The sequence below is a fragment of the Plantibacter sp. MPB07 genome (genome assembly GCF_046619465.1).
In the GTDB taxonomy this organism is placed as follows: Bacteria; Actinomycetota; Actinomycetes; order Actinomycetales; family Microbacteriaceae; genus Plantibacter; species Plantibacter auratus.
The window spans coordinates 489,483-514,339 of sequence record NZ_CP177043.1; the positions used below are offsets into that span (position 1 = coordinate 489,483).

Annotated in this window: 26 protein-coding genes; 13 read left to right on the forward strand and 13 right to left on the reverse strand. The window is 70.0% G+C overall.

Annotation, left to right across the window (positions count from 1 at the left end; genetic code table 11):
* Positions 1-36: 36 nt before the first annotated feature.
* Positions 37-1,383, reverse strand: a complete 1,347-nt coding sequence (locus ACLIME_RS02325) for a winged helix-turn-helix domain-containing protein (RefSeq protein WP_411558118.1) — start codon at positions 1,381-1,383, stop codon at positions 37-39.
* A 111-nt stretch (positions 1,384-1,494) separates the two neighbouring features.
* Between ACLIME_RS02325 and ACLIME_RS02330 the strand changes: the two genes are divergently transcribed.
* Together ACLIME_RS02330 and ilvA are read left to right on the forward strand one after the other, a co-directional pair.
* Positions 1,495-2,817 carry an AI-2E family transporter gene (locus tag ACLIME_RS02330; RefSeq protein WP_411558119.1) on the forward strand — a complete coding sequence of 441 codons (1,323 nt, stop codon included), beginning with the start codon at positions 1,495-1,497 and terminating at the stop codon, positions 2,815-2,817.
* On the forward strand, positions 2,814-4,070 hold the full coding sequence (gene ilvA, locus ACLIME_RS02335) for a threonine ammonia-lyase (RefSeq protein ID WP_411558120.1): 1,257 nt from the start codon (positions 2,814-2,816) through the stop codon (positions 4,068-4,070). The genes ACLIME_RS02330 and ilvA overlap by 4 nt, the downstream gene beginning before the upstream one ends.
* A gap of 85 nt (positions 4,071-4,155) precedes the next feature.
* Here the strand turns inward: ilvA and greA are convergent, their stop codons facing one another.
* Positions 4,156-4,647, reverse strand: coding sequence for a transcription elongation factor GreA (gene greA / locus ACLIME_RS02340; RefSeq protein ID WP_229938696.1), 492 nt, complete (start codon positions 4,645-4,647; stop codon positions 4,156-4,158).
* Positions 4,648-4,803: 156 nt separating this feature from the next.
* Entirely contained in the window at positions 4,804-5,238 is a 435-nt protein-coding gene (locus ACLIME_RS02345; protein WP_159878183.1) for a DUF4307 domain-containing protein, read from the reverse strand.
* Positions 5,239-5,406: 168 nt separating this feature from the next.
* Between ACLIME_RS02345 and mca the strand changes: the two genes are divergently transcribed.
* Together mca and ACLIME_RS02355 are read left to right on the forward strand one after the other, a co-directional pair.
* Positions 5,407-6,282 carry a mycothiol conjugate amidase Mca gene (mca, locus tag ACLIME_RS02350; RefSeq protein WP_411558121.1) on the forward strand — a complete coding sequence of 292 codons (876 nt, stop codon included), beginning with the start codon at positions 5,407-5,409 and terminating at the stop codon, positions 6,280-6,282.
* Positions 6,282-6,602 carry a hypothetical protein gene (locus tag ACLIME_RS02355; RefSeq protein ID WP_411558122.1) on the forward strand — a complete coding sequence of 107 codons (321 nt, stop codon included), beginning with the start codon at positions 6,282-6,284 and terminating at the stop codon, positions 6,600-6,602. Before mca ends, ACLIME_RS02355 begins: the two co-directional genes overlap by 1 nt.
* 43 nt (positions 6,603-6,645) lie before the next feature.
* Here ACLIME_RS02355 and trhA read toward each other — a convergent pair whose 3' ends face one another.
* Positions 6,646-7,362 (reverse strand): PAQR family membrane homeostasis protein TrhA, encoded by a 717-nt coding sequence (trhA, locus tag ACLIME_RS02360; RefSeq protein ID WP_079705497.1) that lies wholly within the window; start codon positions 7,360-7,362, stop codon positions 6,646-6,648.
* A 73-nt stretch (positions 7,363-7,435) separates the two neighbouring features.
* Between trhA and ACLIME_RS02365 the strand changes: the two genes are divergently transcribed.
* From ACLIME_RS02365 to ACLIME_RS02380, 4 genes are all read left to right on the forward strand, one after another.
* Entirely contained in the window at positions 7,436-8,218 is a 783-nt protein-coding gene (locus ACLIME_RS02365; RefSeq protein ID WP_085510483.1) for an isoprenyl transferase, read from the forward strand.
* A complete protein-coding gene (locus ACLIME_RS02370) occupies positions 8,215-9,381 on the forward strand; it encodes an aminotransferase class V-fold PLP-dependent enzyme (protein ID WP_411558123.1) in 1,167 nt (388 codons plus the stop codon). Before ACLIME_RS02365 ends, ACLIME_RS02370 begins: the two co-directional genes overlap by 4 nt.
* Positions 9,382-9,725: 344 nt before the next feature.
* The gene (locus ACLIME_RS02375; RefSeq protein ID WP_370282231.1) at positions 9,726-11,009 is read left to right on the forward strand and encodes a PhoH family protein; all 1,284 of its coding nucleotides are present in this window, start codon (positions 9,726-9,728) and stop codon (positions 11,007-11,009) included.
* A 100-nt stretch (positions 11,010-11,109) separates the two neighbouring features.
* The gene (locus ACLIME_RS02380) at positions 11,110-11,691 is read left to right on the forward strand and encodes a prepilin peptidase (RefSeq protein WP_411558124.1); all 582 of its coding nucleotides are present in this window, start codon (positions 11,110-11,112) and stop codon (positions 11,689-11,691) included.
* Between the two features lie 72 nt (positions 11,692-11,763).
* On the opposite strand, the gene ACLIME_RS02385 is transcribed toward ACLIME_RS02380, so the two are convergent.
* The 5 genes from ACLIME_RS02385 to xseA form a co-directional block, all read right to left on the reverse strand.
* On the reverse strand, positions 11,764-13,122 hold the full coding sequence (locus ACLIME_RS02385; protein ID WP_056011369.1) for a class II fumarate hydratase: 1,359 nt from the start codon (positions 13,120-13,122) through the stop codon (positions 11,764-11,766).
* Between the two features lie 107 nt (positions 13,123-13,229).
* Positions 13,230-13,871: a carbonic anhydrase gene (locus tag ACLIME_RS02390; RefSeq protein ID WP_079705503.1), complete on the reverse strand. Its 642-nt coding sequence runs from the start codon at positions 13,869-13,871 to the stop codon at positions 13,230-13,232.
* Complete coding sequence (locus ACLIME_RS02395; protein WP_192005253.1) at positions 13,868-14,563, reverse strand: DUF4245 domain-containing protein; 696 nt, start codon at positions 14,561-14,563, stop codon at positions 13,868-13,870. The genes ACLIME_RS02390 and ACLIME_RS02395 overlap by 4 nt, the downstream gene beginning before the upstream one ends.
* Positions 14,560-14,796, reverse strand: a complete 237-nt coding sequence (locus ACLIME_RS02400; protein ID WP_064296575.1) for an exodeoxyribonuclease VII small subunit — start codon at positions 14,794-14,796, stop codon at positions 14,560-14,562. The genes ACLIME_RS02395 and ACLIME_RS02400 overlap by 4 nt, the downstream gene beginning before the upstream one ends.
* 9 nt (positions 14,797-14,805) lie before the next feature.
* Positions 14,806-16,065 (reverse strand): exodeoxyribonuclease VII large subunit, encoded by a 1,260-nt coding sequence (gene xseA, locus ACLIME_RS02405; RefSeq protein WP_411558125.1) that lies wholly within the window; start codon positions 16,063-16,065, stop codon positions 14,806-14,808.
* Positions 16,066-16,199: 134 nt separating this feature from the next.
* On the opposite strand from xseA, the gene ACLIME_RS02410 reads away from it, so the two are divergent.
* Both ACLIME_RS02410 and ACLIME_RS02415 read left to right on the forward strand, forming a co-directional pair.
* On the forward strand, positions 16,200-17,231 hold the full coding sequence (locus ACLIME_RS02410; protein ID WP_071261248.1) for a 4-hydroxy-3-methylbut-2-enyl diphosphate reductase: 1,032 nt from the start codon (positions 16,200-16,202) through the stop codon (positions 17,229-17,231).
* Positions 17,228-17,836, forward strand: a complete 609-nt coding sequence (locus ACLIME_RS02415; RefSeq protein WP_192005251.1) for a DUF6264 family protein — start codon at positions 17,228-17,230, stop codon at positions 17,834-17,836. Before ACLIME_RS02410 ends, ACLIME_RS02415 begins: the two co-directional genes overlap by 4 nt.
* A gap of 62 nt (positions 17,837-17,898) precedes the next feature.
* On the opposite strand, the gene fbaA is transcribed toward ACLIME_RS02415, so the two are convergent.
* Positions 17,899-18,924 carry a class II fructose-bisphosphate aldolase gene (gene fbaA, locus ACLIME_RS02420; RefSeq protein WP_085510491.1) on the reverse strand — a complete coding sequence of 342 codons (1,026 nt, stop codon included), beginning with the start codon at positions 18,922-18,924 and terminating at the stop codon, positions 17,899-17,901.
* 76 nt (positions 18,925-19,000) lie between these two features.
* Between fbaA and ACLIME_RS02425 the strand changes: the two genes are divergently transcribed.
* Positions 19,001-19,996, forward strand: coding sequence for a fructose-bisphosphatase class II (locus ACLIME_RS02425; protein WP_411558126.1), 996 nt, complete (start codon positions 19,001-19,003; stop codon positions 19,994-19,996).
* Between the two features lie 50 nt (positions 19,997-20,046).
* A complete protein-coding gene (glpX, locus tag ACLIME_RS02430) occupies positions 20,047-21,045 on the forward strand; it encodes a class II fructose-bisphosphatase (protein ID WP_064296437.1) in 999 nt (332 codons plus the stop codon).
* A 79-nt stretch (positions 21,046-21,124) separates the two neighbouring features.
* On the opposite strand, the gene rmuC is transcribed toward glpX, so the two are convergent.
* Both rmuC and ACLIME_RS02440 read right to left on the reverse strand, forming a co-directional pair.
* The gene (gene rmuC, locus ACLIME_RS02435; RefSeq protein WP_411558127.1) at positions 21,125-22,504 is read right to left on the reverse strand and encodes a DNA recombination protein RmuC; all 1,380 of its coding nucleotides are present in this window, start codon (positions 22,502-22,504) and stop codon (positions 21,125-21,127) included.
* 58 nt (positions 22,505-22,562) lie between these two features.
* Complete coding sequence (locus tag ACLIME_RS02440) at positions 22,563-23,144, reverse strand: exonuclease domain-containing protein (RefSeq protein ID WP_064296572.1); 582 nt, start codon at positions 23,142-23,144, stop codon at positions 22,563-22,565.
* Positions 23,145-23,276: 132 nt separating this feature from the next.
* Between ACLIME_RS02440 and ychF the strand changes: the two genes are divergently transcribed.
* The gene (gene ychF, locus ACLIME_RS02445; protein WP_085510494.1) at positions 23,277-24,350 is read left to right on the forward strand and encodes a redox-regulated ATPase YchF; all 1,074 of its coding nucleotides are present in this window, start codon (positions 23,277-23,279) and stop codon (positions 24,348-24,350) included.
* A 69-nt stretch (positions 24,351-24,419) separates the two neighbouring features.
* Here ychF and ACLIME_RS02450 read toward each other — a convergent pair whose 3' ends face one another.
* Complete coding sequence (locus ACLIME_RS02450; protein ID WP_411558128.1) at positions 24,420-24,758, reverse strand: hypothetical protein; 339 nt, start codon at positions 24,756-24,758, stop codon at positions 24,420-24,422.
* Positions 24,759-24,857 lie beyond the last annotated feature (99 nt).

Sequence of the window (24,857 nt, forward strand, 5' to 3'; positions counted from 1 at the left end):
GCGGGTTCCCCTCGTTTCGGACCATGAAGGTGCTCATCAACTTAGCAGTCGGTGTGCATCCCCTGAGAGTGATTGCGCCTCCTGAGCATGGGGAGTAGTACCCATCTCCGGCGCGCGCGAGCCGGGGACGAGCCGGGTGCCGACCGCATGCGCGAGGGGCGCCGCCAGCGTCCCGCGGTCGACGACGACCACCGCGTCGAGTCCCTGCCAGCGGGCCGTCTGTTCGAGGAGCTCCGCGAGGCGTGCTGCGATCGCGTCGTCGGCGACGGGACGAAGCCCTCTGGCGACGGCATCCTGGTGTCCACGCTCGAACCAGGCGGACTGGACCCGCAGGACCCCGGACTGGCGGTCGCTCTTCAGATCGACGCGCGCGACGATCTCGCCGTCGACGAGCACCGGTAGCACGTAGTAGCCGTAGACGCGCTTGGGCTCCGGCGTGTAGATCTCGATCCGGTAGTGGAGTCCGAACATGCGGAGGGCGCGTTCGCGGAACCAGACGACGGGGTCGAACGGGCTGAGCAGCGCGGCCCCCTCGATCCGCCGCGGCCGTCGGGCGTCACGGTGCAGCCACGCTTCCTGCGGCCCACCGCGTCGGTCCCAGCCGGCCACGGTCACGGGTTCGAGGACATTGGCGTCCACGAGCTCGTCGACAGCTCGGCGGACCGCGGTCTGCGGCTTGATCCGGAAGTAGTCCGCGAGGTCCGCGAGGGTCGCGACGCCCTGCGCTGCCGCTGCCTGCTCGACGAGCGCACGGATCGCGTCGGGCCGGGCGATGTCGAGGTCGAGGAGGTGCTGCGGCAGCACGTGCTCGGCCAGCGCGTACCGGCGCTCGAACCGGTCGCGACCGGCCGTGACCACCTCGCCGTAGAGGAACAGGACCTCCAACGCCCGTTTCACATCGGACCATCCCCACCAGGGTCCGCGTCGGACGTTCGCGTCGTGTTCGATCTCGCTCGCCTTCAGCGGCCCCTCGACGCGCAGGAGCGCTCGGACCCAGTCCAACATCTCCGTGTTCTGGCTCGCCCAGGTGGTCTCGTCGCCGACATGCTTCGCGCGGTGCGCGTCCATCCGCCACCGGAACAACGGCCACGAGTCGCGGGGGATGAAGGCCGCCTCATGCGCCCAGTACTCGAGGTAGGGCGCGTCGGCTCCGAGGGTCAGCCGATCCAGCAGCGTCTTGTCGTATCCGCCGAGCCTCGCGAACAGCGGCAGGTAGTGACTGCGCTCGAACACGTTGACGGAGTCGATCTGCAGGAGACCCAGGCGATCGATCGTCGAGCGCAGGGTGCGGGTACCCGCCGGGGTCGTGCGCTGCGGGGCGCCGAACCCTTGCGCACCGAGCGCGATCCGTCGGGCGAGGGCGGGGGAGAGGGAAGCGGACACGGCCCGACGCTAGCACCGGCGTCGGACACCCGCCGTGCACCGGCGGAAGCACCGCCGCCCGACCGGCGTCCGCATGCGCTCACCGGCATGTGCCAGCCATACACTTGAGCAATGGCGGACGACACTCCGAAGACCTGGTGGGGACGCTTCCTTCCCGAAGCGGCCTCGCCCGTGCGCGAACCGGACCTGAGCGGATCGAGCAGCGTCCCGCGCGGCATGCGCGTGGCCGCAGCGTGGTCCTGGCGGATCCTGCTGGTGGCCGCGGTCGTCGCGCTGCTCGTCTTCCTCGTCGTTCAGCTCCGCCTCATCGTGATCCCGCTGCTCATCGCCGTCCTCGTCTCCGCGCTCCTGAAGCCCGTGGTCGACATCCTGGTGCGTCACCGCTGGCCGAAGGGTCTCGCCATCGCGCTCGCGATGGTCGGCACGCTCTCCGTGGTGAGCGGGCTGATCTTCCTCGCGATCTCGCAGATCACCTCGCAGTTCGCCTCCGTGCAGGCCCGCACCATGACCGCCTACGGCGACTTCAAGGCCTTCCTGCTCGCCAGTCCGTTGCACGTGACCGAGACACAGCTCAACGATTTCATCGCCCAGGCGTTCGACTCGCTCCAGCAGGACAGCCAGGTCCTGCTCTCGGGCGCCCTGTCGATCGGTTCGACGCTCGGCCATGTCGCGACGGGCGTCTTCCTGACGCTCTTCTGTCTGCTGTTCATGCTCATCGACGGTCGGACGATCTGGCGTTGGACGGTGCGCGTCTTCCCGCAGCGGGCACGCCCCGCGGTCGACAGCGCCGGTCGCGCAGGCTGGCGGACGCTCGGCAACTACGTCCGCACGCAGATCCTCGTGGCCTCGATCGACGCGGTCGGTATCGGACTCGGCGCGTTCTTCCTCGGCGTCCCGCTCGCGATCCCGGTGGCCGTGCTCGTCTTCCTCGGCTCGTTCGTGCCGATCGTCGGCGCCGTGGTGACCGGCGCCGTGGCCGTCTTCCTCGCGCTCGTCTACAACGGTCCCGTCATCGCGCTGCTCATGCTCGGCGTCGTGCTCCTCGTCCAGCAGCTCGAGGGCCACGTCCTGCAGCCGCTCATCATGGGTACGGCCGTCAAGGTCCACCCGCTCGCCGTCGTCCTCGCCGTCGCGGGCGGCACGCTCGTCGCCGGCATCCCCGGCGCCCTGTTCGCGGTGCCCGTGGTGGCCGTGATCAACGTGATGGTCCACACCATCGCCAGCGGCACCTGGCGGACCGGCGGCAGTGCTCCTCCGGAACCGGGTGCCGACGGCGCCATCTGGCAGACCGTCCCGAGCCCCAGGCGAATCCGTCCGGGCTCCCGCTCGTCCCACGAGCCGCAGGATCGCCCAGGCGATCAGGAGCCCCAGCACCCCAGCGAAGACCTCCGAGAGACCTCGTCCCCAGAAAGTCCAGGACCCCGCACACCATGACCGATTCAACGACCACCACACCCGTGTTCCCCGGCCCGTCGCTCGCCGCGTTCGAGCGAGCCAGGGACACCCTCGTCGGCACCGTCCAGCGCACGCCGATGGAGAGCTCCCGCTACCTCGCCGACGTCCTCGGCGTGCCTGTGCACCTCAAGTGCGAGAACCTCCAGCGCACCGGCTCCTACAAGATCCGCGGCGCGTACAACCGCATGTCCAGCCTGACCCCTGAGGAGCGCGCGCGCGGCGTCGTCGCCGCCTCAGCGGGCAACCACGCGCAGGGCGTCGCCTTCGCCGCCCGTGAGCTCGGCATCACCGCGACCATCTTCATGCCGGTCGGCGTCCCGCTCCCGAAGCTCGCCGCCACGCGCGACTACGGTGCGCACGTCATCCTGCGCGGCCACACGGTGGCGGAACCGCTGATCGCCGCCGCCGAGTTCGCCGCGGAGACCGGTGCCATCCTCATCCCGCCGTTCGACCACCCGGACGTCATCACCGGGCAAGGCACGCTCGGGCTCGAGATCCTCGAGGAGGTCCCCGACGTCGAGACGGTCATCGTGCCGATCGGCGGCGGCGGGCTCATCTCGGGTGTCGCGGGTGTCATGAAGCAGCGCGCGGCCCTCGAAGGACGCACCATCCGCGTGATCGGCGTCCAGGCGGCGAACGCGGCCGCGTACCCGGCGTCGCTGGAAGCCGGAACCCCGACGACCATCACCGTGCAGCCGACCATCGCCGACGGCATCGCCGTGGCCCGTCCCGGTGAGCTCAACTTCGAGATGATCAGAGCCCTCGTCGACGAGGTCGTCACCGTCAGCGAAGACGACCTCGCCCGGGCGATCGTCGTCCTCCTCGAGCGCGCCAAGCTCGTCGTCGAACCTGCCGGAGCCGCCGGTGTCGCGGCGATCCTGGCCGGGAAGATCGAACCGACCGGCACGACGGTCACCATCCTCTCCGGCGGCAACATCGACCCGCTCCTGCTCCAGCGGGTCGTCAGTCACGGCCTCGCGGCGTCGGACCGCTACCTGACGCTGCGCATCCCGCTGCCCGACCGACCGGGGCAGCTCGCACGGACGGCGGAGCTCGTCGCGCAGGCCAACGCGAACGTCATCGAGGTGCTGCACACCCGACACGGCCACGGCTTGCAGATCAGCGACGTCGAACTCGAGCTCAGCATCGAGACGCGCGGGCCCGACCACCGCGACCTCGTCGTGCAGACACTCCGCGAGGCGGGGTACGACCCGCAGATCGTCGACGACTGATCTGACCGACGGAACGCGGCAGGGCCCCGCCGTATCGGCGGGGCCCTGCCGCGTCTGGTCGGTCGCGAAGGCGCGACGTACCGGATCAGGAACCGGTGTAGGTCTCCACCGCGCTGATCGACACGGTGATCTCCTTGCCGTTCGGCGCCTCGTAGGTGGTCTTCTCGCCGATCTTGAGACCGAGGATGGCGGCGCCGAGCGGGCTGCCCTCGCTGTAGACGTCGAGGTCGGTGTTGCCGGCGATCTCGCGGCTGCCGAGGAGGAACCGCTCCTCGCCGCCCGCGACGACGGCCGTGATGACGGTGCCGGACTCCACGACACCACTGGACTGCGGTGCCTCGCTCACCTTGGCGTCGCGCAGCATCTGCGTGAGCGTCCGGATGCGGGCCTCCTGCTTGCCCTGCTCGTCCTTCGCGGCATGGTAGCCGCCGTTCTCCTTGAGGTCGCCCTCTTCGCGAGCCGCTTCGATGCGCTTGGCGATCTCCTCGCGGCCCGTCGTGCTGAGGTGCTCGAGTTCCGCCTGCAGCCGGTCGAAGGCCTGCTGGGTGAGGAACGTCTCCTGGATCTGCTCGGACACGATGGAACTCCTTTGCATGGTGGGTCCGCACACGACGGCCGAAACGCCCGTCATATGCCAGACGCCCCGGCGGAATGCCGGGGCGTATGAAGTACTGCCTTCGAGTATCGCACGATCGGCGCGCGAGTGCGGTGCACGCGCCGACGACGTCGCGGGTCAGGAGCGGCGCTCTACCACCCAACAGGTGTCGACGACGCCGGTGTTGCTGAGCTCCGTGGTGCGGACGCTCTCCGTGAAGGTGCGGGTGCGCTGCTCGGACGGCGGCAGCTCGACGACCTTCCATCCGACGACCGCGAACTGCTCGTTGAGCGCCTGGACCGAGCAGGCCATGGGGGTGTCCTGCGGACCGGTGACCTCGAAGGACACGCTGACCATCGTGTCGTCGACGATCTCGTGCGCCGTGTTGCGCGACTCGATGCTCGGCCGACTGCCGTCGAGACCGGCCCACACGACCCACGCGATGAAGACGACGGCGAACGCGGCGGCGGCCAGCCAGATCAGGCGGCGGTCGCGGGCACGGTTGCCAGGGGTGCGTCCGTATCGCGCCGCGATGGCGTCCTGAGGGCCGGCATCCTGCAGGGGAGAGGTCACGTCACGGGCTCCGGTTCGAACGGTTAAGCTGGACCAGGAGTGCGAGACGCCTCGAGGTCGACACCTCAAGCGTATTGCCTCTTCCTGGATGCGGAGTCCCGACCGCGTCGTCACGTCACGAGTCGCGAAGCGGTCCCCTCGCGCAGACCAGCCGGAAGGCGGAGCACCATGACCATGAGACTGCTCGCCGTGCACGCGCACCCCGACGACGAGTCGAGCAAGGGTGCGGCGACCCTCGCGCACTACCGGAGCCTCGGCGCCGAGGTCATGGTCGTCAGCTGCACCGGTGGTGAACGCGGCGACCTCCAGAACCCCGGACTCGCCGATGTCGCGATGATCGAGCGCGACCTCCCCGGCTACCGTCGCCTCGAGATGGCCGCGGCGCAGGAGATCCTCGACATCGAGCACCGGTGGCTCGGCTATCAGGACAGCGGGATGGCACGCGACGACGGCACGGTCCCACCCGCGAGCTTCGCCGACATCCCCCTCGAGGTCTCGACCGGTGTGCTCGTGCGCATCGTCCGCTCCTTCCGGCCGCAGGTCATCATCACCTACGACGAGAACGGGGGCTACCCGCACCCCGACCACATCCGCTGCCACGAGGTGAGCGTCGCGGCGTTCGAAGCGGCGGCCGATCCCACGCGCTATCCCGAAGCGGGCGAGCCCTGGCGGGTCGACAAGCTGTACTACGACCGCTCGTTCAGCCCCGCCCGGCTCGAGGCCGTGTACGCCTACCTGTTGGAGCACCACCCCGACGACCCGGCGGTCGAGCGACTGGCCGAGATGCGCGAGTGGATGGCCGGCCGGCCCGATCTCGCGACGACGCACGTGCGCGTCGACGACTTCTTCGAGGCGCGCGACGCCGCGCTCCGGGCGCACGGCAGCCAGGTGCCGCCAGACTCACCGTTCTTCTTCTGGCCCAACGACGTCCTCCGTGCCGCATGGCCGTTCGAGGACTACCAACTGGTCACGTCGCACGTCGCGTCGACCACCCCAGAGTCGGAGCTGTTCGACGGCATCGACACCAGCGAAGGAACCGCATGATGCACCACCTGTTCACCGAGGTCCTGTTGGCGGTCACGCCGTCGCCGTCGCCCTCGCCGGCGTTCGACGAGAACCAGGTGACGCCGGGACCGTGGGGCTTCGTGATCACCTTCGCCATCGCCGGCGTCGTCGTGTTCCTCGTCATCGACATGGTGCGTCGCGTGCGCCGGGTCAACTACCGCGCGGAGATCGACGAGCGGCTCCAGGCCGAGGTCGCCGAGCGGGCAGCCGCGGACCGCGCGGGGAGCGACACCGGTCAGGCGGCCCCCGCAGGCGTCGAGGACGACCCTCGCCCGCCGTCGGACCAGTCGGCCCGCTGACACCACCACCGCGACGCCTCGCCGCGCGCCGGGCCGCCGGTCGTCAGCGGTTGTAGACCGGGTCGATCGCGATCAGCAGGATCCCGGTCCAGTGGCAGAGGAACGCGAGCACCGTGCACAGGTGGAAGAGCTCGTGGAACCCGAACCGCCCCGGCCAGGGGTTCGGTCGCTTCATCGCGTACATGACCGCGCCGACCGTGTAGAACAGGCCACCGGCGGCGACGAGCACCATCGTGGCGAAGTTGCCGCGGGCGATGTCGCCGAGGTACGCGACCGCACCCCACCCGAGTGCCAGGTAGAGCGGGACGTAGAGCCACCGCGGGGCGTTGATCCAGAACACGCGGAAACCGATGCCGAGGAGCGCGCCGCCCCAGACGAGCACGAGCAGGAGGTTGCCCTGCGCCGGTGGTAGCGCGAGCACGGCGAGCGGCGTGTAGGTGCCGGCGATCAACAGGAAGATGTTGGCGTGGTCGATCCGCTTGAGGAGGAGCTTGACCGAGGGACGCCAGGAGAACCGGTGGTACAGCGCCGAGTTCCCGAAGAGCAGCATCGAGGTGAGCACGAAGACCGTCGAACTCCACTTCGCGGCCGCGCCCTGTGCGAGCACGACGAGGACGATCCCGGCGACGATCGAGATGGGGAAGATCCCGGCGTGCAGCCATCCGCGCCAGGTCGGTTTGACCTCCTCCGGTGCGGCGGCATCGTCGGCGGCGACCTCGAGCAACGGCAGCTTCGGCAGCTCGGGGTCTCCACTCGTCATGGGTCCAGGATACGGGGTGGCACGGAACGCGTACTGGGAGCGATGCAGGAAACTGCACTAGCGTTGCAGGGTGATGACGAGGCATTCCGCACCGGTGGACGGCTTCCTGTACGGCGTCTACGCACGGCGCCTCCGGAAGGCGCTCACTCCGCAGACGCTGCCGCACCATGTCGCGATGATCATCGACGGCAACCGGCGGTGGGCCAAGCAGCTCGGGTACGACACAGCGGCGCACGGCCACCGGGCCGGTGCGGCGAAGATGCGCGAGTTCCTGACCTGGTGCGACGACCTCGGCATCGGCGTCGTCACCCTGTACCTGCTGTCGAGCGACAACCTGGTGAACCGCGCACCGGACGAGCTGGACGACCTCGTCGACATCATCGCCGACCTCGCCGAGGGGCTGTCGCACTACCGTGACTGGCGCGTGAAGCACGTCGGTTCGAGCGACGGTCTCCCGGAGTCGCTGCGCACGGCGTTGACGAGTGCGGAGGAGCGCACGGCCGACCGTTCCGGCATGCACATCAACCTCGCGGTCGGCTACGGCGGTCGCACCGAGATCGTGGACGCGATGCGCGCGATCGTCGCCAAGCACCACCTCGAGGGTCGGAGCCTGGAAGACCTCGCAGCGCTGCTCACCCCCGATCTCATCGGCGAGCACCTCTACACGGGAGGCCAGCCCGATCCCGACCTCGTCATCCGCACCAGCGGCGAACAGCGGATGAGCGACTTCATGCTCTGGCAGAGCGCCCACAGCGAGTTCTACTTCGTCGAAGCGCTCGGACCCGACCTCCGCGAGGTCGACTTCCTCCGCGCCCTCCGCGACTTCTCCAGGCGGCAGCGGCGGTTCGGCGGATGAGCCGGTCCACGCCCGCCTCGGAGCCGGACGAGCCGGAGACGGCGTCCCGGTTGGAGGCCTTCCAAGCGGGATTCGGAGAGGTCGCCGGCTACCTCAACTACGGCAGTGTGGGTCCGTTGGCCGCGTCCGTCGTCCTCGAGGCCGCCCGCTGGAACGACGTGCTCGCGAGTGCGACGCCCGGCACGCTCGGCGCGGTCGACGGGCAGGACGAACGGATGCGGACCGCCGTCGGGACGCTGACCGGGTTCCGAGCCGACCAGATCGTCGCCCAGCCCAACACCTCGCAGGGCCTCATGCACGCGATGTTCGGCCTGAGCGGCACGGTCCTGCTCTCCCGCCTGGAATACCCCACGCTGCCGCTCGCCGCGGAGCGGGCCGCCGAGCACCGGCACCTGCTCTCGCCGAGATGGCTCGAGACGCGACGCGGACACGTCACGGCCGAGAGCGTGCGCGAGCAGCTCGACGACGCCGTCACCGCCGTGGCCGTGAGCCTCGTCGACTACCGCACCGGATACGTCTGCGACCTCGAGGCCGTCCGCGAGGCGATCGGCGACCGCCTCCTGATCGTCGACGCCATCCAGGGCTTCGGAGTGGTCGACGCCCCCTACGCCGTCGCCGACGTGGTCGCCTCGGGCGGGCAGAAGTGGATGCGGGCGGGCTGGGGCACAGGATTCCTCGCCCTGAGCGACCGCGCCGTCGAGCGACTCGAGCCGGTCTTCTCCGGCGTGACCGGCACCGACGAGGCCTGGCCGTTCAGCGCGACCCCGGCACCGAGCCGATCGGCGCGCGCGTACTCGATCACCAGGCCCGACCCGCTCGCGGCGGCGAGGTTCGCCGCGTCGCTGGAGGACACGGTCGCCGTCGGGACCGCGACGGTCCACGCCGCGATCGCCGAGCTCACGGCCGAGGTGATCGAGCTCGCGGACGAGTTCGGCGTCGCGGTGGTCTCCTCGCGAGACGAGCACGAACGCGCGGGCATCGTCGTCCTGGAGCCGGAGGAGTCCGTCCTCGACACGCTGTGGACCTCGCTCGAGAACCACGGCGTCACCGCGACGATCCGCGCCGGGGCAGTGCGGCTCAGCGTGCACGCCGGTACCAGCCGGCAGACGCTGGACCAGCTGCGCGGTGCGCTGCTCTCGTTCGCGACGGCCGCGAGCTACTGAGCCGCAGTCCGACCACCGGCGGGCCAGGAGACGGCCCCCATCTGTTCACCTCCCCGTAACAGGACACGGGGCGTGTCGTCGCGTCGATGTCGGCGGCCGGACGTACGTTCATCTCATCGGGCATGGAGCCCGGTCGAGACGGCCACACAAGTTCGGCTCGAAACCCTGCAGGCGGCCGTTTCGCACAGTGATCCGAGCATCAGATGCTCGGGGTGGGAGTGGTTGTGGCCTCGCGAGAAATCCAGAACACGTCAGCCGGGACCGAGACGCGGGACGCGTCGACGAGACGGAGCCGGCGACCCGCCGACCACACGGCGAGCGGGGGGGATCAGGCGCAGGCCGAGATCACCTACGTGCTCGACACCTCCGTGCTGCTGTCGGATCCCAAGGCGCTCTTCCGGTTCGCCGAGCACGCCGTCGTCATCCCGGTCGTCGTCATCAGCGAGCTCGAGGGCAAGCGCAACGACCCCGAGATCGGCTACTTCGCACGTCAGGCACTCCGCATCCTCGACGAGCTCCGCATCGAGCACGAACGCCTCGACTTCCCGATCCCCGTCGGTGACGGCGGATCCCTGCGGGTCGAACTCAACCACTCGAGCATGGCCTCGCTGCCGTCCGGTCTCCAGCTCGGCGACAACGACTCGCGCATCCTCGCGGTCGCGCTGAACCTGGCGAACGACGGCCTGACGGTCACGGTCGTGTCCAAGGACCTGCCGCTGCGCGTCAAGGCGGCCTCCATCGGTCTGCAGGCGGAGGAGTACCGGGCGGAACTCGCGGTCGACTCCGGCTGGACGGGCATGTCCGAGATCACCCTCGGCTCCGAGGACATGAGCACGCTGTGGGAGCGCGAGGAGGGCACGACGCCGATCATCGAGGACCTGCCGATCAACACGGGCCTCGTGATCCACTCGGACCGGGGATCCGCACTCGGGCGGGTCACGGGCAAGCGCAGCTACAAGCTCGTCCGCGGCGACCGCGACGTCTTCGGTCTGCACGGACGCTCGGCCGAGCAGCGGCTCGCGATCGACCTCCTGCTCGACCCCGAGATCGGGATCCTCTCGCTGGGAGGTCGAGCCGGGACGGGGAAGTCCGCGCTCGCCCTCTGCGCGGGTCTGGAGGCCGTTCTCGAGCGACAGGCGCACAAGAAGATCATGGTGTTCCGCCCGCTGTACGCGGTCGGCGGCCAGGAGCTCGGGTACCTGCCCGGCGACCAGGGCGAGAAGATGAACCCCTGGGGACAGGCGATCTTCGACACGCTCGGCGCGGTCGTCTCGCAGAACGTGCTCGACGAGGTGGTCGAACGGGGCATCCTCGAGGTGCTCCCGCTGACGCACATCCGCGGCCGGTCGCTCCACGACGCCTTCGTGATCGTCGACGAGGCGCAGTCGCTCGAGCGCAACGTCCTCCTCACGGTCCTCAGCCGGATCGGGCAGAACTCGCGGGTCGTCCTCACGCACGACGTCGCCCAGCGCGACAACCTGCGCGTCGGCCGACACGACGGCGTCGCCTCGGTGATCGAGACGCTCAAGGGGCACCCGCTGTTCGCGCACGTCACGCTGACGCGCTCGGAGCGCTCGGCCATCGCGGCACTCGTGACCGAGATGCTCGAAGGGAACGAACTGGCCTAGCGGCCGTCGGCGGAGCGGGCTCGCGAGGCTCGCTCCGCCGGCTCCGGCCGCCTGTGGAGAACGCCGAGGGCCGGCACGAGGATCCTCCTATCCTGACGGGATGCCCTCGCGAACGACCTCCACCGGCAGGCGGAGCCGCCCGCGTGTCGCCACCGCGGCGATGGCCGGCTCGACGCTGCTGCTCGTAGCCGTCACCGTGGCTCGGCTCGGCCCCGACCCGCGTCCGGTCGTCATCGTGCTCGTGTGGCTCGCCTGCATCACGCCGCCGCTCGTGCGGATCGACGTCGCGGAGCGGAGGCTCCCCAACCGTCTCGTGCTGCCGGCGCTCGCCATCGCGGTGCCGGTCACCGCGGTCGATGCCGCAGCGCGCCTGGTGGCCCCGCTCGAACCGCTCCTGATGGGGTTCGCGGTCGGCGCCGTCCTGTACGTGTGCGCCCTCCTCGGCGGGCTGGGCATGGGGGACGTGAAGCTCGGCGCGCTGCTCGGCCTCGCGGTCGGCTGCTTCGGGACGTCCGCGGTTCTGCTCTTCGCGGTGGTGTCGGTCTCCTCGGCCGGCCTCGCGGGTGCGGTCGTCGTGCTCCTCGCACGCTCACGTGGCGGCTCCGCCGGTTGGCGCACGCGCATCCCGTTCGGCCCGTTCCTGCTCCTCGGCTGCTGGAGCGCGATCGCCGTCTCGGCGTGACCACACGGACGGAGACGGCCCCGGAACCGCGAGGGTTCCGGGGCCGTCCGGTCGTTCGACGAGCGGGTCGACTCAGCCGGGGTGCGTCATCGAGAGGACGTCGAGCGCCGTGTCGAGCTGCTCCTCCGTGATCTCGCCGCGTTCGACGAACCCGAGGTCGACGACGGCCTCGCGGACGGTCAGACCCTTGGCGACGGAGTGCTTGGCGATCTTCGCCGCCGACTCGTAGCCGATGATCTTGTTCAGCGGAGTGACGATCGAGGGCGAGGAGCCGGCGAGTGCCGCAGCGCGGTCGAGGTTGGCCTCGAGGCCGTCGACGGTCTTGTCGGCGAGGACCCGGGTCGCGTTCGACAGGAGACGGATGCTCTCGAGGAGCGCCGTGCCCATGACCGGGATCGCCACGTTGAGCTCGAAGGAGCCCGAGGCGCCGGCCCAGGCGATGGTCGCGTCGTTGCCGATGACCCGGGCGCCGACCATCAGGACGGCCTCCGGGATCACGGGGTTCACCTTGCCGGGCATGATCGAGGATCCCGGCTGGAGGTCGGGGATGTGCAGCTCGCCGAGACCGGTGTTCGGGCCGGAGCCCATCCAGCGGAGGTCGTTGCAGATCTTCGTGAGGCTCACCGCGATGACCCGGAGGGCTCCGGAGGCGTCGACGAGTCCGTCGCGTGCGCCCTGGGCTTCGAAGTGGTCCTGGGCCTCGGTGATGGGCAGCTCGGTCTCCTGCGCGAGCAGCTCGATGACGAGCTGGGGGAAGCCCTTCGGCGTGTTGATGCCGGTGCCCGTCGCGGTTCCGCCGAGCGGGACCTCCGCGACGCGGGGGAGCGCCGTGCGCACGCGCTCGATGCCGAGACGCATCTGGCGGGCGTAGCCACCGAACTCCTGGCCGAGGGTGACCGGCGTGGCGTCCATGAGGTGCGTCCGGCCGGGCTTCACCGCGGTCTTCCACAGCTCGGCCTTGCGCTCGAGCGACACGGCCAGGTGGTCGAGGGCCGGGATGAGGTCGTCGATGAGGGCGCTCGTGACCGCGATGTGCACCGAGGTCGGGAAGACGTCGTTGGAGGACTGCGAGGCGTTGACGTGGTCGTTGGGGTGCACCGGGCTGCCGAGGCGCGCGCTCGCGAGCGTCGCCAGGACCTCGTTCATGTTCATGTTCGACGAGGTGCCGCTGCCGGTCTGGTAGGTGTCGACCGGGAACTGCGCGTCGTGCGCGCCGGTGATGACCTCGTCGGCCGCTGCGGCGATCGCGTCGGCGACACCCTGGTCGAGGACGCCGAGCTTGGCGTTGGCGAGTGCCGCGGACTTCTTGATCCGGGCCAGCGAGGCGATCTGCGCCGACTCGAGTCCGCTGCCCGAGATCGGGAAGTTCTCGACGGCCCGCTGCGTCTGGGCGCCGTAGAGCGCGTTCGCGGGGACCCGCACCTCACCCATGGTGTCGTGTTCGATGCGGTACTCGGTTGCTGAGGTGTCTACCACGCTGTTCGTTCTCCTTCGTGCGATTGCGATGGTGGGTGCTGCGCCGGACGGCGAGCGGATGGTTATTCGGGGACCGTGACGTCGCCGATGACGATGTCGGCCATGGCGGTCCCCTCGAGGAGCTTGTAGTTCGCGCCGATGATGGCCACCGTGCCGGCGGCGACCGCGTCGCTGATGAGCTCGGACCTCGAGACGACCTCCATGACGGTACGCCGCAGGTGGCGGCGACCGACCTCTGAGGAGTCCACCGCGGCCGCGTCGATCGGGGCAGGTCCGGCGACGGCGCTCACCGCGGGGACGATCTGCTGGATGAGCCGGTCGATGTACGGCGGGAGCGGGACGGCGTCCTCCGCCTGCGAGTCGATCGCCGCGCGGACGGCACCGCACTCGTCGTGCGCGAGCACGAGGATGAGCGGCACTTGCAGGACGCCGACGGCGTACTCCAGGGTGCCGAGCACCGAGTCGGAGACGATCTGGCCGGCGTTGCGGACGACGAAGAGGTCGCCGAGTCCCTTGTCGAAGATGATCTCGGCCGCGAGACGGGAGTCGGAGCAGCCGAAGATGACGGCCTCCGGGGCCTGGGAGTGCGCGAGCGTGGCGCGGCGTTCGACGTCCTGCCGGGGGTGCGCGGGCTGACCGGCGACGAACCGCGCGTTACCGCGCTGCATCTCGCGCCAGACGGCACCGGGGCGCTTCTGGGTCATTCTGAGTCCGTTTCTGCGGGGGCGCCCGACGGGGCGTCGAGGTTGGCGGTGACCCCGGTGCGCACGGAGCGTGCGACATCGAGGACGTACTCGGACTTCGCCGTGCCGAACACGGCGATCGTGCTCCGACCGGCGACGGTCGACAGGGCGTACGCGACGTTGCCGTCGTCGGAGCCGCTGCCGTTCGCATATTCGACCCACTCGACGCCGTCGATGGTGACGGTTCCGGTGGGCCGGGCTTCGTCGAGCTCGGCGAGGAGCCAGGTGTCGTTGGCGTCCACGCCTTGGACGAGGCCGACGAACTCGTCGTCGGGGGAGATGAGTCCGACGTTCCAGGAGCGGATGTCGGGTGTGCCGGCGACCGGTGAGGCTGCGGTGCGGACGTCGGCGTAGTTGCTGCCCCAGTCGTCGCCGAGCTCGGGGGTGAGGAGTGGGACGGGGAGGTCGGGCTGCGCCTGACCGGCGAGCTGCGCGTAGTCGACGGTCGGGCGTTCCGGGGCCTCGCCTCGGGGCACGGCGAGCACGATCACGACCACGAGGCCGACCGTGGCCAGGAGCGACAGGACGAGGTTGTTGACGGTCTTGCGCGAGCGGTACAGGCGGGAGTTCTCCGCCTTCCGGTCGGCGGTCTCCTGCGGCGTCTCGGGGCGGCCGAGCTCGGCCACGACGCGCGGCGGCTTGGTGTCCTTCACCGCGATGCGTCCGGAGTGCCGGATCCGAGCTGGGCGGCGCGAGCCGCGTCCAGCCGTGCCTTCGCGCCGATCAGCCACTCCTCGCAGCGCTGGGCGAGCTGTTCGCCGCGCTCCCAGAGCCGGAGGGAGTCCTCGAGCGACGCCGAGCCCTGCTCCAGCTCGGACACGACACGCACGAGCTCGTCGCGTGCCTGCTCATAGCTGAGCTCCTGGACATCGGAGGGGGTTGGCATGCTTCTATCCTATTCGTCGTCGGTCCGGGCGGCAGCCGTGGCCGGGCCGGTACTGGAGGCGCCGATCGCGCCGGAGGCGAGGGTGACCAGGAGCTCCGTCCCGGCGGGGGCGTCGCCCTCCGCGCGGATGACCGCGCCGCCCGGGACACCGGCCTCCGGGTCCGCTCGCTGGACGATGGCGTAGCCGCGGTCGAGCGTGCGCTGCGGCGACAGGGCGCGGAGGTGCGAGCGGAGCTCCGTCACCTCGCGCTGGGAGCGCTCGACGGCGCGGTCGATGAGCTCGGCCCCCCTGGCGACCGTGCGGGTCAGCTCGTCCGCCCGCGAGTCGACGATCCAGGACGGGTCGGCGAGCGCGGGACGCGTCCGGAGTGTCGCGAGCCGGTCGATCTCGTGACCGAGCAACGAGGTCACCCGGGAGGACAACCGGACGCGGGCCTGCTGCACGCGAGCGAACTCCTCCGCGACGTCGGGGACGACCCGCTTGGCGGCGTCGGTCGGTGTGGAGGCGCGGAGGTCGGCGACGTCGTCGAGCAGTGGGCGGTCCGCCTCGTGGCCGATGGCGCTCACGAGGGGCGTGGTGCAGGCGGCCGCGGCGCGGACCACGCGTTCGTCGCTGAAGCCCAGGAGGTTCTGGAAGTCGCCACCGCCGCGCGCGACGATGATGACGTCGACCTCGGGGTCGGCGTCCAGGGTCTGGATGGCGCTCACGACCTCGCCGGGGGTGCGGTCGCCCTGGACGGCCGCGTGGACGACGCGGAACCGGACCGACGGCCAGCGCAACTCGGCGTTTCGGAGGACGTCCTTCTCGGCGTCGGAGTCCTTGCCGGTGACCAGCCCGATGCACTGCGGAAGGAACGGGAGCGCCCGCTTGCGCGACGCGTCGAAGAGCCCCTCGTCGGCGAGCTGCCGACGGAGTCGTTCGAGTCGCTCGAGGAGGTCGCCGATGCCGACGTGCTTCATCGCCATGACCTGCATGGTGAGCGTGCCGCCCTTGAGCCAGTAGTTCGGCTTGACCAACGCGATCACGTGGTCGCCCTGCTTGAGGTCGGCGGGGATCTTCGCCCGGACGGACGACCAGATGGTGAACCCGACCGTCGCATCGATCTCGAGGTCTTTGAGCTTGCCGTAGACGTTGCCGCCCGAGGCGCCCCACTGCGTGATCTCGCCCTCGACCCAGACCGTGCCGAGGCGGTCGATGTAGTCGCGGAGCTTCGTGCCGAGGAGCGCGACCGGCCAGGGGGCTTCCATGGTGGCCGGTGCATCGCTCATCCCTCAAGCCTAGCCGCGAGCACCGACGGCGCGGGGTCGCGGACCACCGGACCGTTCACGGCCGACTCCCGAGCGCTGCCGCGTAGAATCCACACGTGACCGATCTCCGCGACGCCCCAGCCATCGGCCTCGGCATGCCGAGGCTCCGACGCATCGCCGGACGCCTCGCAGACCTCCCCGTCGCCGGCGAGAAGCGCGTCCTGCTCGCCGCCCCTCGTGGTTACTGCGCCGGCGTGGACCGCGCGGTCGTCGCCGTCGAGAAGGCGCTCGAGCACTATGGCGCGCCGGTGTACGTCCGGAAGCAGATCGTCCACAACGTGCACGTCGTCGATCAGCTCGAGGCCCAGGGCGCGGTGTTCGTGGAGGAGGTCGATGAGGTGCCGTCCGGCGCGCACATCGTCTTCAGTGCGCATGGCGTCTCGCCAGCCGTGGTCGATGCCGCCGCCGACCGCGGGCTGCTCGCGATCGACGCCACCTGCCCGCTCGTCACCAAGGTGCACCGCGAGGCCGTGCGCTTCGCCCGCGACGACTACGAGATCCTGCTCATCGGACACGAGGGGCACGAGGAGGTCGAGGGGACGGCCGGTGAAGCGCCCGACCACGTCACGCTCGTGACGAGCCCGGAAGCCGTCGACGACCTCGTCGTCGCCGACCCCGACAAAGTCGTGTGGCTCTCGCAGACCACGCTGTCGGTGGACGAGACCATGGAGACGGTCCGCCGCCTGCGCGAGCGGTTCCCGAAGCTCCAGGATCCGCCGAGCGACGACATCTGCTACGCGACCCAGAACCGTCAGGTCGCCATCAAGAAGGTGGCCCAGGACGCCGACCTCGTGATCGTGGTCGGGTCGGCGAACTCCTCGAACTCGGTGCGCCTCGTGGAGGTCGCGCTCGAGTACGGCGCGAAGGCCGCCTACCGCGTCGACTACGCGCACGAGATCCAGCAGGCCTGGCTCGACGGCGTCGTCACGGTCGGTGTCACCAGCGGCGCCTCCGTGCCGGAGGTCCTCGTCGACGAGGTCCTCGAAGAACTCTCCGGAGCCGGCTACGGCGCGGTGCAGGAAGTCAAGACGGCCGAGGAGGACCTCATGTTCTCCCTGCCGAAGGAGCTGCGCAAAGACCTTGCCGGCACGACCGATCCGCGCGCCCTGGGAGGGCGTCGACCATGAGCGAATCCCGCCCCCGTCCGCAGTTCGGTGAGTACGCGTCCCCCGAGGAGCAGCGTGCCCGGATCGCCGAGCCCATCGACGAACAGCGGGCGGAGGAGCTCGGCATCGCGCCGGTCGTCCCCGTCGAGCGGCAACCGCGGCAGCAGCAGGAGCCGACCCTGCGCGAGCAGACGCGTGAGCAGGCGCATGAGCCGGGGGTGGTGCAGCCGGGCGCTCCGACCGTGGCCGCCAGACGTCCCGTCGCCGGAGACCGGATCGCGACGTCGATCCTGCTCGGACTCGGCCTCGTCGGCCTGATCGTGACCATGCCGGGCCTGCTCGACCTCCCCGGCCTGATCCGCCCCGCACTCGTGCAGATGGGTGTCTCGGGGTACTCCTCGGACGGTCTCGCGAGCGCCATGGGCATCCTGGCGCTCGGTCTCCAGATCGCCCTGTGGGTGGGCGCCATCATCCTGTCGAGCCGGTCCCTCCGCGCGGGTCGACTGACCTTCTGGATCCCGCTCGTCGCCGGCGTCGCGGCGAACCTGGTCGTGGTGATCTGTCTCGCCGTGGCCATGGGTGCCGACCCGGCGTTCATGGAGTACGTCCGCTCGCAGCAGCCGTAGTCGTCCACACACGAAGAACGGGCCCGGCAGCGATGCCGGGCCCGTTCTGTTGGTGCAGGTGACTAGGAGGTGCTGGTGCCGTACGAGCCGAGCTGCTTCGTCGACTCCAGGACGCGAGCGGCCATCGCCGACTCGGCGACCTTGCCCCAGGCGCGGGGGTCGTAGACCTTCTTGTTGCCGACCTCGCCGTCGAGCTTCAGCACGCCCTCGTAGTTCGAGAGCATGTAGCCGGCGATCGAGCGGGTGAACGCGTACTGCGTGTCGGTGTCGATGTTCATCTTGACGACACCGTTCGCGACGGCCTCGGCGATCTCGGCGTCGGTGGAACCCGACCCGCCGTGGAAGACGAGGTCGAGCGGCTTGGGGCCGTGGCCGTACTTGGCGGTGAGGCCGTCCTGGATGGTCTTCAGCAGCTCGGGCTGGAGCTTGACGTTGCCGGGCTTGTAGACGCCGTGCACGTTGCCGAAGGTGAGGGCGGCCATGTAGCGACCCTGCTCGCCGAGGCCGAGCGCCTCGACGGTCGCGATGGCGTCGTCGAGGGTCGTGTACAGGTGCTCGTTGATGTCGTGGCTGACGCCGTCCTCTTCGCCGCCGACGACGCCGATCTCGACCTCGAGGATGGCGTTGATGGCCTTGGTGCGCTTGAGCATCTCGGTCGCGATCTCGAGGTTCTCCGTGAGCGGGACCGCCGAGCCGTCCCACATGTGGGACTGGAAGATCGGGTTGCGACCGGCCTTCACCTCTTCTTCGGAGGCGGCGATGAGCGGCATGACGAAGCCGTCGAGCGCGTCCTTCGGGCAGTGGTCGGTGTGGAGCGCGACGGTGACGGGGTAGTTCTTGGCGACCTCAGTCGCGAACTTCGCGAAGGCGATCGCGCCGGCGGCACGGTTCTTCACGGTGTGGCCGGCGAAGTAGTCGGCGCCGCCCGTGGTGACCTGGATGATGCCGTCGGAACCGGCCTCGGTGAGGCCCTGGAGGACGGAGTTGATGGTCTGGCTGCTCGAGACGTTGAACGCCGGGTACGCGAACCCGTTCGACTTCGCCTTGTCGAGCATCGCTGCGTACTGTTCCGGGGTGGCGACGGGCATGTCTTCTCCTTGCGTGGGGACGATTCGCCTTGAAGTCTAGTGACTCGGGCTCCGAGGCATACGGCACGATGGGGACATGATCGAGCGCACTCCGGACACCGACCTCCTCGACGGCTTCCTCGACGCCACGAGGGCCGCGGCTGCCGCCGTCGCGGGTCTCGTCGGAGGTGGAGACGGCATGCGCATCGACGGGGTCGCCGTCGATGCGCTCCGCCGAGCGCTCGAATCGCTCCCGGTCGACGGGCGCGTCGTCGTGGGGGAGGGCGAGAAGGACCGGGCGCCCATGCTCTTCGTCGGGGAACGTTTCGGCACGGGAGCGGGGCCGGCGATCGACCTCGCCGTCGACCCCGTGGACGGCACGAAGCTCGCTGCCTCCGGGAAGCCGGACTCCGTCGCCGTGATCGCCATCGCCCCGCGCGGTGCGATGTTCGACATCGGCCCGGCGTACTACCTCGAGAAGCTCGTCGCCGCCGGCGGGGGACGCGAGTTGTCGCTGGCCGACCCGATCGCGGTGACCCTCGACCGGCTCGCGGCCCGGCTGGGGCGGCCGGTCGAGCAGCTGCGGGTCGCGGTCCAGGACCGTCCGCGGAACGCGGCGACCGCCCAGGCCGTGACCGCCGCCGGTGCCGAGCTCGTGAGCTTCATGGACGGCGACGTCGCCCTGTCCCTGCGGGCCGCGGCCGCCGACGGCGACCTCGATCTGCTCCTCGGTGTGGGAGGAGCCCCCGAGGGCATCCTCACGGCTGCCGCGGTCCGGGCCCTCGGTGGTTGGATGACAGCGCGCTTCGCACCGCAGTCGCCGGAGGAACGTGCGCGGCTCGTCGAGGCCGGGACCGATCTCGATCGCGAGGTCCCGCTCGACGAACTCTGCCGCGATGACGCCTGGCTGCTGCTCAGCGCCGTCACGTCGACCGCGCTCGCCGCCGGAGCCGAACTCGCCGGAGTCCGGGTCGAAGCGGACGGCGGTGTCATGGTCGAGTCCGTCGTCGTCGGTCCCGGAAGCCCGCTGACGAGGTCACGGAAGCGCCTCGATCGAGACGCACCCAGCGGCCTTCCCAGCCCGGTTCGATAGGCTGAAACCCTCATCCACCGAAGCGTCGTGTCCCACGAGGCGAGCGATCCATGGAGGATCCAGTGACCCAGCCTGAAACCGGCTCCCACTATCTGCAGCCCGACCGCAACCTCGCCATGGAGCTCGTGAGAGCGACGGAGGCCGCCGCGATCCGGGCGGCGCCGTTCATCGGGCGAGGCGACAAGAACGCCGCCGACGGTGCGGCGGTCGACGCGATGCGCGCCTTCCTCGGCACCGTCAACTTCGACGGCGTGGTCGTCATCGGCGAGGGCGAGAAGGATGAAGCGCCCATGCTGTTCAACGGCGAGCACGTCGGCAACGGCCGCGGCCCGTCCTGCGACATCGCCGTCGACCCGATCGACGGCACGAGCCTCACCGCCGCGGGGCGTCAGAACGCCCTCTCCGTCATCGCCGTGTCCGACCGCGGCAGCATGTTCGACCCGTCCGCGGTGTTCTACATGGACAAGATCGTCACCGGCGCCGACGGCATCGGTGTCGTCGACATCAGCCAGTCCATCGGCGACAACATCCGCGAGCTCGCGAAGGCCAAGGGCAAGCAGCCCGAGGACATCCGCGTCGCCGTCCTCGACCGACCGCGCCACGCGCAGCTCATCGAGGAGATCCGCGCGGCGGGTGCCGGGACGCGTCTGCTGCTCGACGGCGACGTCGCGGGTGGCATCAACGCCGCGCGCTACGACTCGCGGATCGACATGTGCGTCGGCATCGGCGGCACGCCTGAGGGCATCATCACCGCGTGTGCGGTGAAGGCGCTCGGCGGGCTCATCCAGGGCAAGCTCATGCCGAAGGACGACGCCGAGCGAGAGCGTGCGCTCGCGGCCGGTCACGACCTCGACCGCGTCCTCGGCGCGAACGACCTCGTCCGAGGCGACAACACGTACTTCGTCGCGACGGGCGTCACCCACGGTGAACTCGTCGACGGTGTGCAGCGCAAGGGGCCGATCATCCGCACCGAGAGCCTCGTGCTGCGGTCGCGTTCCGGCACCATCCGTCGCGTCGAGGCGGACCACCTCGCTGCGAAGTGGCTGTAGCCATTCCTCCAGCAGAGCGAAGCGCCCGGTTCCACCTCATGGTGGTGCCGGGCGCTTCGTCGTGCGGTGCTCGTGCCGGTCAGTCCTGCAGCCGGTGCGCGAGTCGCGCCTCGAGCTCGCTCGGCTCGCTATCGGACGGCTCCGGCGAGGGCTGCGCCTCCGGTGCGGTGAGGCGCTTCGGTGAGGCGTCGCTCTGGCTCACCTGACCGATGACCGTCGCCTCGTCGAGGCCGTCGAGCTTGCGCGCCGTGACGAGCACGCGGGTCTCGAACGACGAGGCGAACTGGTTGTAGTTGGTGACCGTGCTCTCGATGGACCGGCGCAGGCGGTCGGCGTGGTCAGACAGCGTCGAGAGCCGCTGGTAGAGCTCCTTGCCGAGGTCGAACAGTCGCTTCGCGTCGTCGGTGAGGACGTCCTGCTGCCAGGTGAACGCGACCGTCTTGAGGACCGCCCACAGGTTGACGGGGGAGGCGAGGGCGACCCGTTTGCCGAAGGCGTAGTCGAGCAGGCTCGCGTCGGCCTCGAGTGCTGCGGCGAGGAGCGACTCGCTCGGGATGAAGCAGATCACGAACTCCGGGCTCGACTCGAGGCCGCGCCAGTAGCCCTTCGCCGCAAGGGCGTCGACGTGCGACCGCACGGCCTTCACGTGCTGCGCGAGGAGGGCGGTACGTCGTGCGGCTTCCTCGCCTGTCGCCGTGACGGGGATGGTGCTGGCTTCGAGGTACTGCGCGAACGGCACCTTCGCGTCGACCGCGATCGACTTGCCGCCGGGGAGTCGCACGACCATGTCGGGTCGGCCGATGCCGTTGTCGGACGTGATGCTCGACTGCAGGTCGAAGTCGACGCGCTGCGTGAGGCCCGCGGCTTCCACGACGTTCCGGAGCTGGGTCTCGCCCCAGACGCCGCGGGTGGCGTTGTTGCGGAGCGCCGAGGCGAGCGACTCCGTCGTGGACCGCAGGCGTTCCTCGGACTCCGAAGCCGTCTTCAGTTGTTGGGCGAGCTCACCGTGCTGGCGGCTGCGCTGCTGCTCGAGTTCCGCGACCTTCGCCTGCATGTGCTCGAGGCTGTGCTGCACGGGCGCGAGGGCCTGCAGGACCTGGCTCTCCTCGTGTTCCTGGCGCGATCGTCGTTCGGCGTCGGCGCGGTGGCGTTCGGCGAGCTCGCGGTACTGCTCGCGCTGGGCGTTCAGCTCGCGCCCGAGACCGTCGGCAGTGGCGTCGAGTGCGGCGAGTTCTGCGCGCAGCGCGGCCCGGAGTTCCGCCTCCCGGGCGGACGCATCGGCGAGGAGTTGCGCCTGCTGGCCGCGGAGGTCGGCGAGCTGGGCGGTGTGCCTGGCCTCGAGCAGCGCCGGGTCGACCGACCCCGCGCCGGCGCGCCGCTGCAGCAGGAGGACCGCCACGGCTGCGCCGATGACGAGTCCGATGAGGAGGCCGATCCCGAGGGCGAGTGCGCTGTCCATGCCCTCAGTGTGTCGCGGGCCGCCGACATCGCTCGGAGGCCGCGCGGCGACCGCGCGCTCAGGCGGCGACGGCTGTCCCGATCCGGCCGATCTTCACGCTCGTGAGCTGCGCGAGTTCGGCGATCGAGGAAGCTCCATGGCGGGCGGCGGCGTGGATGATGATGTGCGCGGAGGCCTCGGCGTCGCCGGTGGCGTCGTGGTGCTGGAAGTCGTCGAACCCGGCGGCGAGGGCCGCCACGGGGAGCCGGTAGGAGTCGAGCTGGTACGTCTTGCGGGCGACGTTGAGGCTGCACAGGTAGCTGAGGTCGGGGCAGTCGAGGCCGGTGGCGGCGCAGCCACCGCGGATGACGCCCATGTCGAAGCCGGCGTTGTGGGCGACGAGGGCGTCACCCTGGGCGAAGTCGAGGAGCGTGTCGAGCTGGTCCGCCCAGCCCGGCGCCCCGAGGACGTCGGTGGCGACGATCCCGTGGATGCGGGTGTTCCACTCGAGGAACGCGTCGTGTCCGGCGGGGGGCTGGATGAGCCAGCCCGCGCGGTCGACGACGATGCCGTCGCGGACCCTGACGAGGCCCACGCTGCAGGCGGAGGCGGATGACGAGTTCGCGGTCTCGAAGTCGATGGCGGTGAAATCCAGTGGCACGTCCTCACCCTCGCACCAGCGTCCGACACCGCTCGGGTGGCACGCCGCAACCCGCTCGATCGACGGTGCCGATCCGTGCCCGGAGCGGAGGCGCGACCCACGGGGACGCGCGGCCAAGTACGATAGACCCTCGTGGCTCTTACTCTCGGCATCGTCGGCCTGCCCAACGTCGGCAAGTCCACCCTGTTCAACGCGCTCACGCGCAACAACGTGCTCGCAGCGAACTATCCGTTCGCGACGATCGAGCCGAACGTCGGCGTGGTCGAACTGCCCGACGCCCGGCTCGGCAAGCTCGCGGAGATCTTCGGCAGCGAGCGCATCCTGCCCGCCGCGGTGTCCTTCGTCGACATCGCCGGCATCGTCAAGGGTGCGAGCGAGGGGGAGGGGCTCGGCAACAAGTTCCTCGCGAACATCCGAGAGGCCGACGCCATCGCGCAGGTCGTCCGCGGCTTCGCCGACCCCGACGTCGTGCACGTCGACGGCGATGTGAACCCGGCCTCCGACATGGAGACCATCAACACCGAGCTCATCCTCGCCGACCTCGAGACGCTCGAGAAGGCGATCACCCGGTTCGAGAAGGAGGTCAAGGGCAAGAAGCTCGACCCCTCCGTCCTCACGGCGGCGAAGGAGGCGCAGGACGCGCTGAACGCCGGCACCCCGCTCTCGGCGACCAAGATCGACCTCGCGCCCATCAAGGAACTCGGTCTCCTCACGGCCAAGCCGTTCATCTACGTGTTCAACGTCGACGAGGACGTCCTGCAGGACCAGGCGAAGCTCGACGAGCTGGCCGCCCTCGTGGCACCGGCGAAGGCCGTCTTCCTCGACGCCAAGCTCGAGTCGGAGCTCGTCGACCTCGACGAGGACGACGCCCGCGAGATGCTCGAGTCGACCGGCCAGACCGAGTCCGGCCTCGACCAGCTCGCACGCATCGGCTTCGCGACGCTCGGCCTGCAGACCTACCTCACGGCGGGCCCGAAGGAGTCGCGTGCGTGGACGATCCCGCAGGGTGCCAAGGCGCCCCAGGCGGCCGGCGTGATCCACACGGACTTCGAGAAGGGCTTCATCAAGGCCGAGGTCATCTCGTTCGACGACCTCGTCGAGACCGGCTCCGTCGCCGAGGCCCGCTCCAAGGGCAAGGCCCGCATGGAGGGCAAGGATTACGTCATGCAGGACGGCGACGTCGTGGAGTTCCGCTTCAACGTCTAGCCCGTCGAAAGCGCACGTCGCGTCGTCGACCAGCCCCAACGTCGACGGAATGAGCGCTCTCGGTCGTGGCTACCGCTTCCGCCGCTGTTCCGCGATCCACGTGTGATCGGCGATCGCCGCTGAGACGGCGTCGCGATACTGCGTGCCGTCTGCGCTGCGGTACAGGTCCCTGCTGAAGAACTGCGATGCAGGTCGGTAAGGCGCACTGTCGTGGATGCGTCCGGCGAGGTCGGACAGGACATCGTGGTCGCCCGCGAGGTAGGCGGCGAGCTCGGTGTCGTTCAGCCGGATGAGCGCGGAATCGTCGATGAGAGCGCTGTAGCTGTACCTCGCGTCGAGGTAGAGCGAACCCTCCTGCTCGACGAGGAACCACATTCCTGGTTCATGGTCCACGTAGCGCATGTTCATGCCTCGATTCTCCCGGAAGCCCGGAGGCCCGGAGGTCCGGAGGCCCGGGGCTTCGGGTAGGGACGGACCTACCATGAACCGGTTCATCGCAAGGAGCAT

What these genes read in the sequence shown, in the direction of transcription:
- ACLIME_RS02330 (WP_411558119.1), top strand. Translation starts at nt 1,495, where the DNA reads ATGGCGGACGACACTCCGAAGACCTGGTGGGGACGCTTCCTTCCCGAA.
- ilvA (WP_411558120.1), top strand. Translation starts at nt 2,814, where the DNA reads ATGACCGATTCAACGACCACCACACCCGTGTTCCCCGGCCCGTCGCTC.
- mca (WP_411558121.1), top strand. Translation starts at nt 5,407, where the DNA reads ATGACCATGAGACTGCTCGCCGTGCACGCGCACCCCGACGACGAGTCG.
- ACLIME_RS02355 (WP_411558122.1), top strand. Translation starts at nt 6,282, where the DNA reads ATGCACCACCTGTTCACCGAGGTCCTGTTGGCGGTCACGCCGTCGCCG.
- trhA (WP_079705497.1), bottom strand. Translation starts at nt 7,362, where the DNA reads ATGACGAGTGGAGACCCCGAGCTGCCGAAGCTGCCGTTGCTCGAGGTC.
- ACLIME_RS02365 (WP_085510483.1), top strand. Translation starts at nt 7,436, where the DNA reads ATGACGAGGCATTCCGCACCGGTGGACGGCTTCCTGTACGGCGTCTAC.
- ACLIME_RS02370 (WP_411558123.1), top strand. Translation starts at nt 8,215, where the DNA reads ATGAGCCGGTCCACGCCCGCCTCGGAGCCGGACGAGCCGGAGACGGCG.
- ACLIME_RS02380 (WP_411558124.1), top strand. Translation starts at nt 11,110, where the DNA reads ATGCCCTCGCGAACGACCTCCACCGGCAGGCGGAGCCGCCCGCGTGTC.
- ACLIME_RS02385 (WP_056011369.1), bottom strand. Translation starts at nt 13,122, where the DNA reads ATGGGTGAGGTGCGGGTCCCCGCGAACGCGCTCTACGGCGCCCAGACG.
- ACLIME_RS02390 (WP_079705503.1), bottom strand. Translation starts at nt 13,871, where the DNA reads ATGACCCAGAAGCGCCCCGGTGCCGTCTGGCGCGAGATGCAGCGCGGT.
- ACLIME_RS02400 (WP_064296575.1), bottom strand. Translation starts at nt 14,796, where the DNA reads ATGCCAACCCCCTCCGATGTCCAGGAGCTCAGCTATGAGCAGGCACGC.
- xseA (WP_411558125.1), bottom strand. Translation starts at nt 16,065, where the DNA reads ATGAGCGATGCACCGGCCACCATGGAAGCCCCCTGGCCGGTCGCGCTC.
- ACLIME_RS02410 (WP_071261248.1), top strand. Translation starts at nt 16,200, where the DNA reads ATGCCGAGGCTCCGACGCATCGCCGGACGCCTCGCAGACCTCCCCGTC.
- ACLIME_RS02415 (WP_192005251.1), top strand. Translation starts at nt 17,228, where the DNA reads ATGAGCGAATCCCGCCCCCGTCCGCAGTTCGGTGAGTACGCGTCCCCC.
- fbaA (WP_085510491.1), bottom strand. Translation starts at nt 18,924, where the DNA reads ATGCCCGTCGCCACCCCGGAACAGTACGCAGCGATGCTCGACAAGGCG.
- ACLIME_RS02425 (WP_411558126.1), top strand. Translation starts at nt 19,001, where the DNA reads ATGATCGAGCGCACTCCGGACACCGACCTCCTCGACGGCTTCCTCGAC.
- glpX (WP_064296437.1), top strand. Translation starts at nt 20,047, where the DNA reads ATGGAGGATCCAGTGACCCAGCCTGAAACCGGCTCCCACTATCTGCAG.
- rmuC (WP_411558127.1), bottom strand. Translation starts at nt 22,504, where the DNA reads ATGGACAGCGCACTCGCCCTCGGGATCGGCCTCCTCATCGGACTCGTC.
- ACLIME_RS02450 (WP_411558128.1), bottom strand. Translation starts at nt 24,758, where the DNA reads ATGAACATGCGCTACGTGGACCATGAACCAGGAATGTGGTTCCTCGTC.